The organism is Acinetobacter sp. IRS14, from assembly GCF_034650275.1.
GTDB lineage: Bacteria > Pseudomonadota > Gammaproteobacteria > Pseudomonadales > Moraxellaceae > Acinetobacter > Acinetobacter oleivorans.
The window spans coordinates 1-19,890 of sequence record NZ_JAOVFN010000003.1 but is presented as its reverse complement, the minus strand read 5'-3'; the positions used below and the strand labels follow the sequence as shown (position 1 = coordinate 19,890).

Annotated in this window: 14 protein-coding genes; 11 read left to right on the top strand and 3 right to left on the bottom strand. The window is 38.5% G+C overall.

The features are described from left to right. Positions 1-236: 236 nt before the first annotated feature. Positions 237-1,649, bottom strand: coding sequence for a Si-specific NAD(P)(+) transhydrogenase (gene sthA, locus ODQ17_RS03730; RefSeq protein WP_004790990.1), 1,413 nt, complete (start codon positions 1,647-1,649; stop codon positions 237-239). Between the two features lie 196 nt (positions 1,650-1,845). On the opposite strand from sthA, the gene lipA reads away from it, so the two are divergent. The 3 genes from lipA to ODQ17_RS03715 all read left to right on the top strand — a co-directional run bounded on the left by lipA (position 1,846) and on the right by ODQ17_RS03715 (position 6,091). Further along, positions 1,846-2,859, top strand: a complete 1,014-nt coding sequence (lipA, locus tag ODQ17_RS03725; RefSeq protein WP_003650609.1) for a lipoyl synthase — start codon at positions 1,846-1,848, stop codon at positions 2,857-2,859. 279 nt (positions 2,860-3,138) lie between these two features. After that, positions 3,139-5,604 carry an acyl-CoA dehydrogenase gene (locus ODQ17_RS03720; protein WP_322901810.1) on the top strand — a complete coding sequence of 822 codons (2,466 nt, stop codon included), beginning with the start codon at positions 3,139-3,141 and terminating at the stop codon, positions 5,602-5,604. Between the two features lie 103 nt (positions 5,605-5,707). Further along, the gene (locus ODQ17_RS03715) at positions 5,708-6,091 is read left to right on the top strand and encodes a carboxymuconolactone decarboxylase family protein (RefSeq protein ID WP_250375370.1); all 384 of its coding nucleotides are present in this window, start codon (positions 5,708-5,710) and stop codon (positions 6,089-6,091) included. Between the two features lie 38 nt (positions 6,092-6,129). Here ODQ17_RS03715 and ODQ17_RS03710 read toward each other — a convergent pair whose 3' ends face one another. Then, positions 6,130-6,666 (bottom strand): cysteine peptidase family C39 domain-containing protein, encoded by a 537-nt coding sequence (locus ODQ17_RS03710; protein WP_322901809.1) that lies wholly within the window; start codon positions 6,664-6,666, stop codon positions 6,130-6,132. Positions 6,667-6,888: 222 nt separating this feature from the next. On the opposite strand from ODQ17_RS03710, the gene ahcY reads away from it, so the two are divergent. The 6 genes from ahcY (at position 6,889) to ODQ17_RS03680 (ending at position 16,749) form a co-directional block, all read left to right on the top strand. Then, a complete protein-coding gene (gene ahcY, locus ODQ17_RS03705) occupies positions 6,889-8,271 on the top strand; it encodes an adenosylhomocysteinase (protein WP_322901808.1) in 1,383 nt (460 codons plus the stop codon). A 74-nt stretch (positions 8,272-8,345) separates the two neighbouring features. Then, positions 8,346-9,182, top strand: a complete 837-nt coding sequence (gene metF / locus ODQ17_RS03700) for a methylenetetrahydrofolate reductase [NAD(P)H] (RefSeq protein ID WP_322901807.1) — start codon at positions 8,346-8,348, stop codon at positions 9,180-9,182. An 18-nt stretch (positions 9,183-9,200) separates the two neighbouring features. Beyond that, positions 9,201-9,923, top strand: a complete 723-nt coding sequence (locus ODQ17_RS03695; protein ID WP_322901805.1) for a 16S rRNA (uracil(1498)-N(3))-methyltransferase — start codon at positions 9,201-9,203, stop codon at positions 9,921-9,923. Between the two features lie 134 nt (positions 9,924-10,057). Beyond that, on the top strand, positions 10,058-12,910 hold the full coding sequence (locus ODQ17_RS03690; RefSeq protein WP_322901803.1) for an EAL domain-containing protein: 2,853 nt from the start codon (positions 10,058-10,060) through the stop codon (positions 12,908-12,910). A gap of 238 nt (positions 12,911-13,148) precedes the next feature. Continuing rightward, positions 13,149-15,419, top strand: coding sequence for an NADP-dependent malic enzyme (locus ODQ17_RS03685; protein WP_107882723.1), 2,271 nt, complete (start codon positions 13,149-13,151; stop codon positions 15,417-15,419). Between the two features lie 91 nt (positions 15,420-15,510). Next, complete coding sequence (locus tag ODQ17_RS03680; protein WP_005307166.1) at positions 15,511-16,749, top strand: multifunctional CCA addition/repair protein; 1,239 nt, start codon at positions 15,511-15,513, stop codon at positions 16,747-16,749. A gap of 43 nt (positions 16,750-16,792) precedes the next feature. Here the strand turns inward: ODQ17_RS03680 and ODQ17_RS03675 are convergent, their stop codons facing one another. Next, entirely contained in the window at positions 16,793-17,968 is a 1,176-nt protein-coding gene (locus ODQ17_RS03675; protein ID WP_004790970.1) for a S1C family serine protease, read from the bottom strand. A gap of 194 nt (positions 17,969-18,162) precedes the next feature. On the opposite strand from ODQ17_RS03675, the gene ODQ17_RS03670 reads away from it, so the two are divergent. Both ODQ17_RS03670 and ODQ17_RS03665 read left to right on the top strand, forming a co-directional pair. Beyond that, positions 18,163-18,921, top strand: coding sequence for a Nif3-like dinuclear metal center hexameric protein (locus ODQ17_RS03670; RefSeq protein ID WP_151827038.1), 759 nt, complete (start codon positions 18,163-18,165; stop codon positions 18,919-18,921). A gap of 147 nt (positions 18,922-19,068) precedes the next feature. Continuing rightward, entirely contained in the window at positions 19,069-19,695 is a 627-nt protein-coding gene (locus ODQ17_RS03665; RefSeq protein ID WP_003650584.1) for a superoxide dismutase, read from the top strand. Positions 19,696-19,890 lie beyond the last annotated feature (195 nt).

Sequence of the window (19,890 nt, the reverse complement as noted above, 5' to 3'; positions counted from 1 at the left end):
CTTTTGAAAACAATTATGACTTTTATCCTAGTCACGCTTTTGGTGCTTTCTATAATTTTATGGAAACAAACACCAGATTTATTTGAATATTTTAACCAAGCATTTTGCCCACACTAGTATGATGAAAAGCTAAAATCATCCTTTGGATTGTCATAAAAATATAAAAAACCTATGATCTAATGAAAATAAAAAAGCCCGCAAATTTGCAGGCTTTTTTATTGTAAACTTATTTAAAATCAAAACAAACGATTCATACCATTAAGTGCAGCTACACGATATGCTTCAGCCATTGTTGGATAGTTAAATGTCGTTTCAACGAAATATTTCAAGGTATTGTTTGGGCTGTGCATAACTGCTTGCCCAATGTGGATAATTTCGGCAGCGTTATTACCAAAACAGTGAATACCTAAAATTTCCATAGTGTCACGGTGGAAAAGAATTTTTAACTCACCTACTGTATCACCGGTAATTTGTGCACGAGCCAAATGACGGAAAGAAGCTTGACCCACTTCATACGGAATTTTTTCTTCCGTTAATTCCTGTTCATTTTTACCAATTGATGAGATTTCAGGAATGGTATAGATACCAGTTGGAATGTCACGTACTGGCTTCGCATCTTCACCACTCATGTTTGCGCCAGCACAGCGCCCTTGGTCATAAGCAGCAGAAGCAAGTGATGGCCAACCAATCACGTCACCAGCAGCATAGATGTTTTCAACTTCTGTTTGATATTGATCATTTACTGAAAGCTGACCGCGGTTGTTTGGAACTAGTCCAACGTTCTCAAGACCTAAGCCTTCTGTGTTACCTGAACGGCCGTTACACCAAAGAATGGCATCAGCTTTAATCTTTTTACCACTTTGTAAGTGTAAAACAACATGATCATCAAACGTTTCAAGATGATCCATTTGTTCGTTGTGACGAATTAACACACCTTGTTCACGTAAGTGATAAGACAAAGCATCAGCAATTTCATCATCTAAATAGCTTAATAGTTTTTGCTGAGTATTGATCAAGTCAACTTTATGATCTAGACCAATAAAGATTGAGGCATATTCACAGCCAATAACGCCCGCGCCGTAAATAATGATTTTCTGAATTGAATAATCAAGATCAAGAATCTTGTCTGAATCAAACACGCGAGGATGATCAAAGTCGAGACCTTGCGGATGATAAGGACGGCTACCTGTCGCAATCACGATTTGCTTACAGATAATTGTCTCTTTAATGCCTTCATGGCTAAAGACTAAGACTGTATTTTTATCTTGAATATATGCACGACCGTGGAAGACACCAATCTTGTTACGGTCATAAAAACGTGTATGTGTATCAACCTGTTGTTGAATCACTTTATGTGCATTACGCAAAACCTGTTTCATGGTGAACTGCTTCCATTCACCTACTTTTTGAAACATTGGATCACGCTGATAGCGAATAATACTAGAAACTGTTTGACGTAATGCTTTACTTGGAATCGTTCCTACGTGTGCACAGTTACCACCAAGTTGATCACGCACATCTACAATTGCAACACGCTTACCAGCTTTTGAAAGCTTCATTGCCGCGCCTTCACCCGCAGGTCCAGAACCGAGAACTACCGCATCGTATTTAACGAAATTCCCACTAACGACCTCTTTTTTACGTGGCATTGAAAGCTCCTTCCTCTCTTGAATGACCATATTTTATAATAGATTATGACTAATATGCGGTGAATTTATGTATTTCTCAACCCTATATTTCTGAATAGCCACATTTATTATATGAATAGTTATTTTCCGCTATTAACTGAAGAACTTCGCTATAATACAATGTCAATGTCTCTATAAACGAGTGGAAAAGTTAGATATGTCAGAACACCGTAAACCTGAACAGGGTGTAAAACTTCGTGGCGCAGAAAAAGTCGCAAGAATTCCTGTAAAAGTTGTACCTACGGTTGAAGTGCCGCGTAAACCTGACTGGATTCGTGTCAAGATGACGGCACCAGAAGAAGTTCAGCGTATTAAAACGACTTTACGTGCTCAAAAACTCCATACCGTTTGTGAAGAAGCTGCTTGTCCTAACCTGCCAGAATGTTTTGGTGGCGGTACGGCAACATTCATGATTATGGGCGATATTTGTACACGCCGTTGTCCTTTCTGTGATGTAGCACATGGTCGTCCAAATGCACTCGATGCTGACGAACCTCGCCACATGGCAGAAACCATTTCTAACTTGAAACTCAAGTACGCAGTAATTACTTCAGTTGACCGTGATGACTTGCTTGACGGCGGTGCGCAACACTTTGTGGACTGTATTAAAGAAGCTCGCGCGCTTAGCCCGACGACATTGCTTGAGATTTTAGTACCGGATTTCCGTGGACGTATGGATATTGCTTTACGCATTATGACTGAATGTCCGCCAGACGTATTTAACCACAACATTGAGACTGTGCCTCGTCTATATAAAGCAATGCGTCCAGGTTCAGACTATCAACACTCTTTAACCTTATTAAAAATGTTTAAAGAATACTGCCCAGATATCCCAACAAAATGTGGTTTGATGGTCGGTATTGGTGAAACTGAAGAAGAAGTTATTGCATTGCTTGATGACTTACGTGCTCACGATGTTGACTATGTGACGATTGGTCAATATTTACAGCCGTCTAAACAACATGCGCCAATCGACCGCTTTGTAACGCCAGAAGAGTTTGAACGTTATGCAGAGCATGGCCGCAAACTTGGCTTTAGAAATATTTGGTCTGCACCAATGGTTCGTTCAAGTTATTTTGCTGATCGTCAATACCATGGTGAACCAGTACCAGAAGTTCGTCGTAAAGTAGATCCAGCTAAAAAAATCGCTGTACAGGTTGTCGAAGCTTAATAAATTAAATTTCTATAAAAGCCCTCTAACACAGAGGGCTTTTTATTTGTATAAGAAAATCAATAACATTTCTTGACAAATCGATAAAACAAGCCATTACACTTTCACAGAAAAATATCTTATACCTAAAAGTACGATATATCCCTGCTCTAGCATATACATCAATTGCGATATAAAAAATTAAATTTAAACAGCATTAAAATTAGCTAGTTAAGCCTTAAATCTCTCCTCGCTTTTTCGTAACTTCTAACTTGAGGGCTTAGCTAGTAAGGAGCAAGTATGATTTTCCTACTCTTTGTTTTAAGCGTTGTCATTCAGCTTTTTGCAATATGGGCAATTTTCTTTTTTAACCTAAACCGAATCATTGGTAGTGTAATTACGATTGCGGTAGCTATATTTACTGCACTCATATTAACGCCATGGGCTCTCATTTTAGGTATTCCCCTCATTGCCCTTAGTATCATTATTTTATTTGCACCATTACGCTTTAACCTGATTACTAAACCTGCATATAAAACATTAGCAAACTCAATGCCGAGCATCAGTACGACTGAACAAGAGGCCTTAGAAGCAGGTACCAGTTGGTGGGAAAAAGAATTGTTTATGGGGGCACCCGATTGGTCCCAATTTGAAAATTATCCCTACCCAACGTTGTCAGAAGAAGAGCAAAGTTTTATAGACAATGAAGTTGAACTACTTTGTAGCATGCTCAATGAGTGGGAAATTCATCATCACTTAAAAGATCTTCCACCAGAGGTTTGGCAATTTATTAAAGACAAAGGGTTTTTAGGCCTCATTATTCCAAAATCCTTTGGCGGCAAAGAGTTTAGTTCATTTGCGCAAAGCCGTATTATGAGCAAAATTGCTTCACGCTCACTCACCACTGCAGTGAGTTGTATGGTTCCAAATTCGTTGGGACCGGGTGAGCTACTCATGCACTACGGTACCGATGCTCAAAAGCAACAATATTTACCGGGCCTTGCTAAAGGTGAGGAAATTCCATGTTTTGGTTTAACCAGTCCAGAAGCGGGTTCCGATGCTGGTGCGATTCCAGATTCGGGCGTTGTTTGCTACGGCGAACATGAAGGTGCTCAAGTTCTTGGGCTCCGTATGAATTTCTCTAAACGCTGGATTACCCTTGCGCCAATTGCCACAGTCGTAGGTCTTGCATTTAAACTATATGACCCTGAAGGGTTACTCGGCGATAAAAACAAAACAGAATACGGAATTACCTGTGCCCTCATTCCTGCCAGTCATGCAGGTGTGAAAATAGGAGCGCGTCATTTTCCAGGTTCTCCATTTATGAACGGAACCGTAGAAGGAGAAGATGTTTTTATTCCTATTGACTGGATTATTGGTGGGCAAGAAAATGCCGGCAAAGGCTGGCGAATGCTAATGGAGTGCTTAGGTGTTGGCCGTGGTATTTCCCTTCCAGCTTTAGCAACAGCAGCAGGTGAAATGAGCTATTTAACCGTTGGTGCTTTTGCGAAAATTCGTCAACAGTTCAATATTTCAGTCGGTAAATTTGAAGGCGTACAAGAAGCGACCAGTGAAATTGCCAGCGATGCCTACATGCTTGAAGCATTCCGCTATTTAGTGACATGTGGCCTCAATCAAGGTGGAACACCTGCTGTAATGACTGCCATGGCAAAATATTATGCAACTGAAACGATGCGTAAAGTCGTCAATCACGGAATGGATATTGCTGGAGGGCGCGCAATTCAACTTGGACCACGTAACTTCCTTGCCCTTACCTATCAAGCAATTCCAATTGCAATTACGGTAGAAGGCGCAAATATTTTGACCCGTTCATTGATGATTTTTGGTCAAGGCTCAATGCGTTGTCATCCTTATCTATTTGAAGAATTACAACTCCTTCAATCTGAAGATAAAGCTAATGCGGTTCAAAAATTCGATGATTTGTTATTTAAACATTTAGCCTATACCTTTAACCGTGGGGCAAAATCATTTGCTTATGGTTGGACTGGTGGTTCAAATGATGCTCCTCAATCAGTAGATCAATTTACTGCTAGTTACTATAAGACGATTAACCGTTTTAGTGCCAACTTCGCGCTTGTTTCGGATATGTCACTTGGTTTACTTGCAGGCGACTTAAAACGCAAAGAAATGTTATCAGGACGCTTGGCAGATATTCACGCGCACCTCTTTATTTCTACTGCGATTTTAAAATTTTATGAAGCTGGCCAAAAAACTGAAGCCGAACAACTTCACGCTAAATTAGCTCTACAAAAAGCGTTCTTGAATATTCAGGAAGCATTTTGGGGATTATTTGAAAACTTCCCAGCTAAACTTCCAGCGGCATTTGTAAAATGGATCTGTTTCCCTCTTGGCCGTGTTATTTCAAAACCTGACGATGAGTTAAAACAGCAAGTCGCTGAACTTATGATGCAAGAGCATCCTTTTAGAGAGCAGCTTAAACATCACGTATTTTATTCAACTAAAGCCGATGATGTGACTGGACGTTTAGAACATACATTCCAAATTCTACGAACCCTTGAGCCACTTTGGGATAAGTTTAAAAAAGCTGAATCTAAAGGCAAATTTACAGGACTTACTTTCGAAGAGAATATTCAACAAGCGATAAAAGAAGGTTTTATTACTGAAAGTGAAGCTCAACAATTATTGCAATATAATGCAATTCGATTCGATAGCATGCTTACAGATGTATTTGATGAAGATTTAAATAAGGATCTTCCTTTGTCGAACCCTCATCAAATTGTGTGACTGATGCCTCCACTAATTCACTATTGCAATCACACTTGATTCGCATTAATTAATAAACAGCCATAAAAGCGTCAATCGACGCTTTTATTTTTAGGAGAAATTAATGTCTAAGCAAGATTACGAAAATGGATTAAAAGTTCGCACAGAAGTGATGGGAGAAGCTTTTGTAAAACGCGCCCAAGAAAACACCATACCCTTTACCCAGCCTTTACAAGACTGGATTAACGAGCATGCATGGGGATCGACTTGGCAGCGTGAAGGCGTATTACCACGTAAATATCGTTCATTAATTACTTTGGCAATGTTAACTGCACTTAAGTCACCCACAGAACTCAAAGGCCATGTTCGTGGTGCACTTAACAATGGCTGTACAGTTGAAGAGATTCAAGAAACTTTATTGCACAGCCTTCCATATTGTGGCGCACCTGCTACTCAAGAAGCTTTTCGCGCTGCTTTAGAAGTGATTCAAGAATATCAACAAAAATAATTTCAATATGAGCCAGCAGACTACTGGCTCTTTTTAATCTAATTCAATTTAGTCGAATGTATCTGAAAATTACGGTCATCAATCACGATAGCCTGACGACAAATCCCTTCTACTTGACGTTGCTTTTCAAAAACTGCTGCTGACATCGGTTCAAAATTATCAAAAAAGCAGATTTCTTTTGGATCAATAGAATAGATGAGAGACTGATTTCCAACACCTTCTAAAGTATCGTAATAGACAATCACCATTTTGCCATTTTGAATTTCAGCTTGAATATCTTGATAGCTCAAGGCAGACCCTGTCGGTATTTTCAATACCTTTGCTTCTTTATAGCTCATTCGTTCACTTGGGCTAATATTAGGATCTTCATCTGAATGAAATGACACGTTAAATCCTAATTTCTTTAATGCAACGGCTAAGGCAATAGTATAGGTACCCCCTTCGTCGTGTCGGCAAACTTTAATCAACTCAGCAACATCAATTTGTAATCCATGATGTTGAAGCACCATCCAAACCGCAAAAACACCACAGTTTGCTTCGAGGTTTGCTAGAGCCTGGGGAATATTTACTGCCATAATTTGAATCTATAAGGATAATTAGGCAGATAATAAACAAAACTGGATTGGCACTAAAAGCTTTTCCAAGTACAATGTTTCGCTAGTCGAGGGATGCTGCGACAAATGATCGGCACTAAAGATCAGTTTGCCAGGCTCGACAATCGGTTAAACACTCGTTTTAACCAACAACGGCATCCGCGAACAGAACGATCCATACTATTTTTTCCCTAGGAGATCCTGATGAACGCGGTTAATGCTTCATTTACAGATTATAAAGTTGCTGACATCTCTCTTGCTGACTACGGTCGTAAAGAAATCAAACTTGCTGAAGCAGAAATGCCAGCTTTAATTGGTTTACGTAAACGTTATGCAGCGTCTAAACCACTTGCTGGTGCAAAAATCCTTGGTTGTATTCACATGACCATTCAAACAGCGGTTCTTATTGAAACGCTTGTTGAATTGGGTGCTGAAGTTCGTTGGACTTCATGTAACATTTTCTCGACTCAAGACCATGCTGCTGCTGCAATTGCTGCTCGTGGTATTCCTGTTTTTGCTTGGAAAGGCGAAACTGAAGAAGAATATGTATGGTGCCTTGAACAACAAGTGAATGTTAATGGTCAGCCTTGGGATGCCAACATGATTTTGGATGATGGCGGTGATTTAACTGCTCTTGTTCATGAAAAATACCCTGCTCTTTTAGAACGCATCCACGGTATTACTGAAGAAACTACTACAGGTGTTCAACGTCTTATCGAAATGTGGAAAGACGGTTCTTTGAAAGTACCTGCAATTAACGTAAATGACTCAGTTACTAAATCTAAAAACGACAACAAATATGGTTGCCGTCACTCATTAAATGATGCAATCAAACGTGCAACTGACATGCTTTTGTCTGGTCGTCGTGCGCTTGTGATCGGTTACGGTGACGTTGGTAAAGGTTCTGCTCAATCTTTACGTCAAGAAGGCATGATCGTTCGTGTAACTGAAGTTGATCCAATTTGTGCAATGCAAGCATGTATGGACGGCTACGAAGTTGTATCTCCATACAAAAACGGCGTACAAACAGGCAAAAAAGAAGATATTAACCAAGACTTACTTAGCAACACTGACCTTGTTGTAACGACTACTGGTAACTACCACGTATGTGATGCTGCAATGTTAGATAGCTTAAAAGCTGGTGCAGTTGTATGTAACATCGGTCACTTCGACACAGAAATCGACACAGCTTATTTACGTGGTTACAAGTGGGTTGAAGTGAAGCCACAAGTTCACCAAGTTTATCGTTCAGAAGACGAAAACAACTACCTGATTCTTCTTTCTGAAGGTCGCCTTGTAAACCTAGGTAATGCAACTGGTCACCCATCACGCGTGATGGACGGTTCTTTTGCTAACCAAGTATTAGGTCAAATTCACTTATTCCAAGAGAAATTTGCTGACCTTCCTGCAAACGAAAAAACTGCAAAAATTCGTGTAGAAGTTCTTCCTAAGAAACTTGACGAAGAAGTTGCTGCGGCAATGGTTGCAGGTTTTGGTGGTGTACTTACTCAATTAACTCAAGAGCAAGCTGGCTATTTAGGTGTTGCTGTTGAGGGACCATTCAAGTCTGACGCTTACAAATACTAAGAACTTAAGGGCAGACGGTGAACCGCCTGCCCTTTTTTCTAAAAATATTGTTTCGCTGTTTACAAGGATTTGACATGACTAAACGTATACCCATTTCTTTTGAGTTTTTCCCACCGAAAACTGATGCCGGTGCTGAAAAACTTCGTATTGTTCATCAAGAATTACAACTATTAAATCCAGATTTTTTCTCGATTACATATGGTGCTGGTGGTTCTACTCGCGAACGTACTCTTGCTGCTATTGACGATTTCAATGGTAAAGGTACACCAGTTGCACCTCACCTTTCATGCATTGGTGATGATAAAGCGCGTATTGCTGAGTTACTAGATTTATATAAAACCCAAGGCATTAACCGTATTGTCGCTTTACGCGGTGACTTACCTTCTGGTCAAGTCGGGCTTGGCGAACTTCCTTATGCTCAAGATTTAGTACGTTTTATTCGTGAGCATTCAGGTGATCATTTTCATATTGAAGTTGCAGCTTATCCTGAAATGCATCCTCAAGCTGAAAACCTTGATTCAGATATCCAACGTTTTATTGAAAAAGTACAAGCTGGCGCTAATGCAGGAATTACACAATTCTTCTTTAATCCAGACTCATACTTTTATTTTATTGAACGTCTGGAAAAAGCTGGAGTTAATATTCCGGTAGCTCCTGGCATCATGCCGATTACCAATGCCAGCAATTTAATTCGCTTTGCTGATGGTACTGGTGCAGAGATTCCTCGTTGGATCCGTAAACAATTACAAGCCTATGGCGATGACAGCGAGAGTATTAAAGCTTTTGGTCATGAAGTTGTTGTGAAGCTATGTGAACGCCTAATCGCAGGTGGTGCACCAAGCTTACATTTCTATTCAATGAATCAAGTCGAACCAACTCGTCAACTCGTTATTGATCTTGGTTTAAATTAATTTTGTAAGGCGTACCCAATGAATCGTTTTTTTATCGAAACTGAACTTACAGTTGGTTCAACTATTCAACTAACTGAATCAGTATTTCATCATTGGGTGCGTGTCTTACGCGCACAATTACAAGAACAAGCGACTCTATTTAATGGCCAAGGTGGCGAATATCTCGCGACACTGAGCGAAATTAATAAAAAAAATGCGTTTGTCACAATTAAGAATTTCAACCCTAATAACCGTAATGCCCCATTTAAAGCAGTTCTTGGTCAGGTCATGAGTAAAGGTGACCGAATGGATTATGCCATTCAGAAAGCCACTGAACTTGGTGTAAGTCAAATTCAGTTGCTTACAAGCGACCGCTGTGAAATGCGTTTAAAGTATGACCGAGATCAAAAAAAATTAGATCACTGGCAAGCTGTTGCAATTGCAGCCTGTGAGCAATGTGGCTTGAACTTAGTCCCAGAAGTATTAGCACCTATCTCTCTTAATGAATGGTTAAGTTCTTCAGAACTTCCTCAATCTAAATTTGTTTTAGCACCAGAAAAAGAACAAAAAGATGTATTAGCAGGCATACAACCTGAACTTGCCTTGTTAATTGGACCAGAAGGCGGTTTAAGCGAGAATGAAATTACTCAAGCCAATCAAGCTGGTTTTATGAACTGGTGTATTGGTGACCGTGTTTTACGTACAGAAACTGCGCCAGTTGTCGCCTTATCTATTTTAAATTATCGGTTTTTATCCACCTAAGTTCATTGAACATTGATTAAATCGCTATTTAAAGTTAATTTACTTTTATTGTATGAATAAAATTTCAAATTCTTTATCACTGATAAATCAGATTCTTTCTGTATATATGTAAAAAAATAGGATAGAAAAATCTTATGTCTGGGCTTCAGGAAGAATATTTACAGCATCAAACAAAAATTGAGCAGCTAAAACTTTCAATTCAATATATACGCTGGTATTTAGTTAGCTTAATACTGCTATGTCTCATCTCATACGCTATTTTTTCTTATTATTTTTTATCTTCAATAACAATATTTAACTGGTCCATGGGCCTCACTATTGCATCTCTTATCTGCCTATTATTTGTTCCAAATATTTTAACGCACTATCGTACTATTAATTTTATTAAAAAAGCTGATCTTATCTTACAAAGTATTTGTTTTATTTCAGGAGTTTTATTAGGGGCAACCGTTACGGTTATTCATTTTTATCTTCCTCAAGAACTAGTTACCCTACCAGATGCTCATATTTTAATTGCTTTATTTATCACTTCTGCCCATATCATTGGACTGACTTTTTTAACGCAACAACCTCGATACTTTTATCTCTTATTTATTCCCAGTACATTACCCCTATTAATCGCTCAATTTACACATACACCCATTACTCAACTGCCTTTTTATTTCGCCTATAACATCGCTTTCATAGCTACCATACTCTGTGCATACGCAACTCAACGTAACTATCAAAAAATTTCTCAACTATTATTTAGAAATAAACAGCTCATTCAAATTTCAGAACAACATACCCAGTGGGCTGAAGAGCTATGTGTACAACTTCAACAAGAAGTGAATAAATCGAAAGATATTGAAGCCCAACTCCAATTTAATAACCATTTACTAGAACAAAAGGTACGTGAACGCACATACGATCTCACTAAAATGAATGAGCAACTCGAAAGCCATCACTACAATTTAGCTTTTGCAAATGAAACGGCTGGCATTCGACCTTGGGACTGGGATATTGAAAATCAAAAATTAGAAATTACCTTTTTCGATCAACAAAAGCAGACTCAAACGACCGTTATTCATCTCAATACTATTTTAGACCGCGTACATCCAAGCGATAAGAAACTGTTTAATGAGCGTTTAAAACAACATCTGGAAGGAATTACAGATCATTTTAATATCAATTTTAGGATTTTACGTCGAGATGGTTCATGGCGATGGATTCATGATGTAGGTCGTGTCATTACCAGAGATCCCAAAACACAAAAAGCGCTTCGTATGGTTGGGATGACCCGAGATATACATCAAGAGAAAAAAGATCAAGAACACTTAAGACTATCGGCAATTGTGCTTGAACAAGCAGCAGAAGGCATATTCATTTTAGATGAACACCTGAACTATATTGATATTAACCCTTACTACGAAAAATTAACTGGATTTTCTAAATCAGAACTTCTAAATAAAGAATTATTTAGCATTGCGATTAATCAAAAAGAATTACAACAACAATTTCATACCTCAATTACCCAACAGCTCCTCGAAACTGGGGAATATATGGGTCAATTCGATGAAAAGTTTAGTTCTGGCAAAAGCGTCTATTTGTGGTTACACATCAATGTGGTCAAAGATGAGTTCCATCAAATTACAAATTATATTGGATTTGCACGTGACCTCACTGAGCAAAAACGTCAGGAACAACATCTCTCCTATTTAAAAAATTACGATAGTCTCACCCACTTGCCTAATCGTCTTTACTATTACAATCAATTACATCAATATCTCGTAAACCCTTCATATAACATTAAAAATTTAGCACTGATACGAGTAAACATTGACCGCTTTCGCGCTTTTAATGAATTTTTAAATAATGATAGTGGTGATGAACTTCTTAAACAGTTCGCGCAACGATTACGCTTAATCAATATTAATGCAATTTTGGTTGCCTATTTAAATAGTGACGATTTTGCAATTATTTATGAAATCTCTCCAATTCATCCAAATATTGAGCAATATTGCCAAAACATCCTGCAAGCGCTCAATGCACCTTTTTATATTGATAATCACGAATATTTTATTACAGCATCTATCGGTGTGGCATGCTTTCCTGAGCATGGCCGACAAATTGACCATCTTAATAACCATGCAGAACAAGCACTTTCAGAAGCAAAGCGCTTAGGGGGCAACACCATTTCTTACTATTGCAATAAAGCAGAACATCCATATAAAACTGCTGATTTAGAACAAGAGTTACGTAAAGCCATTCAAAATGATGAATTTGTCATTTATTACCAACCCAAAATTAATCTACTAGACCAATCTATTATAGGTTTTGAAGCATTAATACGTTGGCAACATCCTGAAAAAGGATTAGTCATGCCAAATATGTTTATACCTTTTGCTGAGCGTAGTAGCCTGATTTCAGATATTGGTAAAGTCGTTTTAGATAAAGTTGGAAAACAATTACAAGAATGGAAAAACGCGGGCTACACAAATGTTCAAGTCTCTGTAAATATTGTCGCTCAGCAAATACATCGTGGCTTATTACTTAATGATCTAGATGAAGTTTTGCAAAAATATAATATACAAGGTTCTGATCTTGAACTTGAAATTACTGAGTCGGCTTTATTAGACAATACAGATAACGTCAAAACGCTATTACATGCAATAAAACAACGAGATATTTCAATTGCTTTAGATGACTTCGGTACAGGTTACTCCTCTTTGGCTTACCTAACTGAATATCCAATTGATGTACTAAAAATTGACCGTGCTTTCATTTCTAAAATTGGTGATCACAAACAAGAAGCGATTGTAAATGCCATGATTGCAATGGGTAAAAGTATGGGTCTTAAATTGGTTGCCGAAGGTGTAGAAACAGAAGAACAAGTTGCCTATCTACAAAAACAGCAATGTGATTTTTTACAAGGCTATTTCTTTAGCCGCCCTATCCCAGCTGAGCAGATTATTCCTTATCTACAAACAGATTCGCATATTTATTAATTGTTCCAACTCTCTATTTTTACATATGCTGCTTTTTCCAAAAATGAGCGTTTTTGACTGTGAGAAATAAAGAAGTAGTGTTATATTCTTTAGCATTTAGCTCACTACAGGGCTATTGGCAATTCGTCTACTATTCTCTTAATTGGTAAAAATTAAAGCATAGTAAAAGAACTGAGTTGCCTCTCCCCTGAATGAGTGATTTGACTAGTTTGCTTTTTTGTATCAAATAGAGACTCAGATGGACGATCAATCTTTAAAACAGGCCGCTTTAAATTACCATGAATATCCAAACCCAGGGAAAATCAGCGTTACCCCAAGTAAGCAACTTGTCAACCAACGAGATTTGGCTTTAGCCTACTCACCCGGAGTTGCTGCGCCATGTTTAGAGATTGAACGTGATCCTTCAACTGCTGCTAAATATACCGCACGCGGAAACTTGGTTGCTGTAGTAACTAACGGTACTGCTGTTCTTGGTTTAGGTAATATTGGCCCATTGGCTTCTAAACCTGTAATGGAAGGTAAAGGCGTTCTCTTCAAAAAGTTTGCTGGTGTAGATGTATTTGACATCGAAATTGCAGAAAACGATCCAGATAAAATTGTAGATATTGTTGCCTCTCTTGAGCCAACTTTCGGTGGTATCAACCTCGAAGATATTAAAGCGCCTGAATGTTTCTATATTGAAAAGAAACTTCGTGAACGCATGAAAATTCCTGTATTCCATGACGATCAACACGGTACAAGTATTATTGTAGGTTCAGCTTTGCTCAATGCATTGCAACTTGTAAATAAGAAAATTGATGAAATTAAAATTGTAGCTTCAGGTGCAGGTGCAGCAGCTCTTTCATGTTTAGACTTGCTTTGTGCGCTTGGTGCTAAAAAAGAAAATATCATTGTTGCCGATTCTCGTGGTCTATTAACCACTTCACGTGAAGGCTTAGACGAATCTAAAAAACGTTATGTTCAAGATATTTCAGCATCTCAGCTTCATGAAGTAATGGCTGGCGCTGATATGTTCTTGGGCCTTTCTGCTGCCGGTATTCTCACCAAAGAAATGGTGAAACAGATGGCTGAGAACCCTATTATTTTTGCTTTGGCAAACCCAGATCCAGAAATTTTACCTGAACATGCACATGAAGTACGCTCTGACGTCATTATGGCAACTGGTCGTTCTGACTATCCAAACCAAGTAAATAACGCATTATGTTTCCCATACATTTTCCGTGGTGCACTTGATGTTGGCGCGACTACGATTAATGAAGACATGAAAATTGCATGTGTACATGCAATTGCGCGTATGGCTCATGTTGAAGCTGATGCAGCAACATATGGTGAAAAATCTGCTTCATTTGGCCGTGATTATTTAATTCCACGCCCACTTGATCAACGTTTAATTTTAGAAATTGCACCAGCAGTTGCTAAAGCTGCAATGGACTCAGGTGTAGCAACTCGTCCTATCGAAGATTTCGCTGTATATCGTCAAAAATTGTCTGAGTTTGTATATAACTCTGCATTCTTGATGAAACCAATTTTTGCTCAAGCAAAAGCTGATCCAAAGCGTATTGCATATGCGGAAGGTGAAGACGAGCGCGTATTACGTGCAGTACAAATTGCTGTTGATGAAGATTTAGCTAAACCAATTTTAGTAGGTCGTACTGCTGTAATTGAAGCGAATATCAAAAAATTAGGCCTACGTTTACAACATGGCGTAAATATTGAGATTGTTGATCAAGAACAAAACCCGATGTATGAAGAGTTTTGGAAAGATTACTATCAAACAATGCAACGCAAAGGCATCACTGTTGAATATGCTCAACGTGAAGCTCGCCGCCGTTCAACGTTAATTGCATCTCTACTGGTTAAATTCGGTAAAGCAGACGGTATGTTATGTGGTACTTACAGTAGCTATAACATTCACCTTGACTTTGTACGCAATGTTATCGGTCTTAAAGAAGGCATGAATAACTTCTTCACATTAAATGCATTAATGCTTGAAGATCGTAATTTGTTCATTGCAGATACCTATGTAAACACTAATCCTACTGCTGAACAACTTGCTGAAATGACTATTTTGGCAGCTGAAGAAGTACGTCGCTTTGGTATTACTCCACGTGTAGCACTTCTTTCTCATTCAAGTTTTGGTAGTGACCAAACTGATTCAAGTGCTCAAAAAATGCGTGAAGTTTATCGTATTTTATCTGAGCAAGCTCCTGAGCTTGAAGTTGAAGGTGAAATGCATGGTGATGCAGCATTAGACGAAAATATTCGTCAATTTGCATTCCCTGGTTCACGTTTTAAAGGTTCTGCAAACTTGCTCATTATGCCAAACCTAGATGCAGCAAATATTTCATTTAACTTGTTGAAAGCGACTTCTGGTAACAACGTTACTATTGGTCCAATTTTGTTAGGTGCTGCAAAACCTGTTCATATTTTGACACCGACAGCAACGACTCGTCGTCTTATCAATATGACTGCTTTAACTGTTGCGGAAATCCAACAACAAGAAAAGTAATTTAGAAAGAGCTTTTTACGAAAAGCCTGTCTAATGACTTGAGAAAACCTCTATTCTGTAGCATGATTGCTTGAAGAATAGAGGTTTTTTCATGCAAGTGTATTTAGTAGGTGGTGCCGTCCGAGATTCTCTACTTGGGCATCCCTATCAAGAAAAAGACTATGTTGTGGTCGGAGCAACACCTGAACATATGCTCGCCCAAGGTTTTCAACCTGTAGGCAAAGATTTTCCTGTGTTTCTTCATCCTGAAACGAAAGAAGAATATGCACTTGCACGTACTGAGCGAAAGTCCGGTAAGGGCTATCACGGTTTTCAATTTTTTACTGATACCACAGTAAGTTTAGAAGAAGATTTAATTCGCCGTGATTTAACCATCAATGCCATAGCAATGGATCAAGATGGCAAATTATATGACCCCTATGGCGGTCAGACTGATTTAGAAAATAAAACCTTACGACATGTTTCAGAAGCTTTTGCTGAAGATCCTTTACGTGTTTTACGTGTCGCACGCTTTGCAGCTCGATATTCTGCATATGGTTTTCATATTGCACCTGAAACCTTACAACTCATGCAAACGATGGCTGAATCAGGTGAACTTGATGCATTAACACCAGAACGTGTGTGGAAAGAAACTTCGCGTGCGCTTTTAGAAGATCATGCAGATATTTATTTTCAGACATTACGCGATTGCGGTGCGTTAAAACATCTTTTTCCTGAAATTGACGCATTGTTTGGTGTACCACAACGTCCTGAATATCATCCTGAAGTAGACTGCGGCATACATACCCTAATGTCTTTACAACAAGCGTGTAAGTCAAACTACTCGCTTGATGTTCGATTTGCTGTTTTAGTACATGATTTGGGTAAAGCATTAACGCCAGTTAACGAACTTCCGCGCCATATCATGCATGAAGAGCGTGGCGTGAAACCAGTTACCGAACTATGCGAACGTTTAAAAGTTCCAACTCAAACTCGACAGTTGGCATTATCGGTGTGTAAAGAGCATTTAAAATGTCATCAGATTATGTCTTTAAAACCAGGAACAGTATGGCGTTTATTACAACGCCTTGATGTATTACGCCGTCCTGAAAGAGTCGAGGCTTTTGTACAGGCATGTGAGTGCGATGCTAGAGGAAGACTAGGTCTAGAAGATCGCCCCTATCCTCAAGCTCAATATATGTTAGATGCAATGCAAGTGGTTCGTTCTATTAAAGTTCAGGATTTACCTGAAAACATTAAAGGTGCTGAAATTGGCGAAATGTTAATTCAATATCGCATTGATGCTTTAACTGAGTTCAAACATCAACATCAGACACCGACACATTCTTAATTTAAGCCAATAAAAAAGCCTCATGATGAGGCTTTTTTTTATTTTACTGTTTAGGTAACGGTATAAATTGAGATTGACTATTTTGGTTTTTTCTTTCGCCAACTGTTACCACAAAGTTTTCTTGCTTCCCAGCTCGCTCAACCACTACATTAATCTCGCTATTAGGCGCTTGTAATGCAACGTAATTAATCAAATGAGATGCCGATGTGATTGGTTCATTATTTACTTGAACAATCTTATCGCCAACTTTTATACCTGCTGAAGCTGCTGGACCACTTTTTAATACATCAGCAACAACTACACCAATTTGCTGTTTTGGTGCCAATACGTCGTCTTGTGTAGGCGGTACTAAACTAATGCCTAACCATCCACGAACTACACGACCATCTTTCAAAATCGAGTTTAATACTTGTTGGCAAATTTTAGCTGGAATTGCGAAGCCAATGCCTAAAGAGCCACCCGACTGAGAGAAAATAGCAGTGTTTACCCCAATTAAGTTACCAGCAACATCAATTAATGCACCACCTGAGTTACCTGGATTAATTGCGGCATCGGTTTGGATAAAGTCTTCATAGGTATTAATGCCTAAATCAGAGCGTTCAGTCGCAGAAATAATACCTTGAGTTACCGTTTGCCCTACGCCAAATGGGTTACCAATTGCCAAGACAACATCACCCACTTCATTACCGCTGAGCTTAAATGGCAACACAGGTAATTTATCTAAATCGATTTTAATGACTGCTAAATCTGTGTCAGGGTCTGTTCCAACAATCGTTGCTTCCGCACGACGCCCGTCACGTAATGCCACTACAATTTGATCAGCTTGAGCAATCACATGATTATTGGTAAGAATATAACCATCAGCACGTACAATAACCCCAGAACCTAAACTATTTTCATTTTGCTGTTGTTGTTCAGGAACCTGATTTCCAAAAAATTCACGGAATACTGGATCACTTAACAATGGATGATTTTGTTTAACTTTCTGGGTCGTAAAAATATTAACAACTGCCGGCGCTGCAACTTTTACCGCAGCACTATAAGACACCACCCCGCCCGTTCGTGAAGTATCAACCAATGGCTCAACTTTCTCGGCAGGCATTTGTACCCCATCAACTGCAACAGTTGGTTTCGGTTGATGGTATTTTTGCCATGCAATAAAACTGGCAATTACAATAATAAGTAACACCCAAGGTAACCATGTAAAGGTGCGGCGCACGTTTATATCCTCTACGAAAAGAAGTTTTTAATTAAATTAATATATTGAACAAAAAGAGTTTTCAGTTAAGCATTTTAAATTAAATATGTCGATATACACAAAAAACTCAAAAAAGATTTGTCTAGCTTTAGTTACACAACAAAATATGTTTCTATAGCTTTAGCAATTATTTACTACTCAATTCAGGAAATATCATGGCGAATTTGCATGAAATTATTCAGTGGTGCGACCAAACCTTAAAAGCAGCAGAATTTAAAGATTACGCACCAAATGGCCTGCAAATTGAAGGTTCAACTGAAGTAAAACGTATCGTTTGTGCGGTTACTGCTTCCGAAGATGCGATTGATGCAGCAATTGCTCAAAATGCGGATCTATTACTTGTACATCATGGTTATTTTTGGAAAGGTGAACCGTACCCAATTACAGGAATGCGCGGTAACCGCATTAAAAAACTCATTCAAAATAATATTTCATTAGTCGCTTACCATCTGCCGTTAGATGCCCACCCAACTTTGGGCAACAATGTAGCCATTGCAGAGAAATTAAATTTACAGAATTTAGAACCACTCGATTTAACCGAGAAACATCCGATTGGTAATATTGGATATTTAGAGCAAGCACTTTCTGTGGATGAATTTAAAGCAAAACTACAAAACAGTTTTGATTTTAAGGTGATTCATTTACCCGCTGGAAAACAAAGCATTCAAAAAGTAGGTTTCTGTACAGGCGGCGCTCAAGATTTTATTGCTAAAGCAGCTATGCAAAATTGTGATGCTTATATTTCAGGCGAAGTCAGTGAACGAACTTTCTATGAAGCAAAAGAATTAGGTGTTCACTATTTTGCTTGTGGTCATCATGCAACTGAACGTTATGGAGTTCAGCGATTGGCACAAGCAATTTCACAGCAGTTCGCTATTGAAAGTGAATATTTTGAATTGAATAATCCGATTTAATTAAGTCTTTTTTTCAATCTGTGTTATGCGTATTAATTAGATCTTTATTGTGTATAGTTCTTTAAAACGATGCCCTATTGTGAACAGAATCATTTACAATAGAGCCACTTAATATTGTATAACCCAGCAAATGCAAGGAATAGGAACATGACAACCATTACTTTACCTGCACTTCCATATGGCTATGATGATTTAGCGCCACATATCAGTAAAGAAACTTTAGAATACCATCACGATAAACACCACAATACCTATGTTGTTAACTTAAACAACTTAATCAAAGGAACTGACCTTGAAGGTAAAACTTTAGAAGAAATCATCAAAGCAACTGCTGGTGATGCATCTAAAGCTGGTATTTTCAACAACGCTGCTCAAGTTTGGAACCATACATTCTACTGGAATTCTATGAAGCCAAATGGTGGTGGTAAACCTACTGGCGCAATCGCTGCTAAAATTGAAGAAGCTTTTGGTAGCTACGAAAAATTTGCAGAAGAATTTGCTGCTGCGGCAACAACTCAATTCGGTTCAGGTTGGGCTTGGTTAGTTGCTGACGAAGTAAACGGTAAATTATCTATTACTAAAACTTCTAATGCAGACACTCCACTTGCACATGGTCAAATTGCTGTATTAACAATTGACGTATGGGAACATGCTTACTACATCGATTTCCGTAACTTACGTCCTAAATACATCGCAACTTTCTTAGAAAGCCTAGTGAACTGGGACTATGCAAATGCAAAACTTGCAGGCCAACCAGCAGGCGTAGAGAAATAATTTTATTTCTTTATAAAAACCACCCTATTTTGGGTGGTTTTTTTATTTTTAATACAACAAAAGCATATTAATCAAGCAAACGATTCATTTTCTTTAATATTCTTATTGACGCTTTTAGATTTCATCCATAAAATGCGCATCAGATTCTCCAATAGCTCAGTCGGTAGAGCGACGGACTGTTAATCCGCAGGTCCC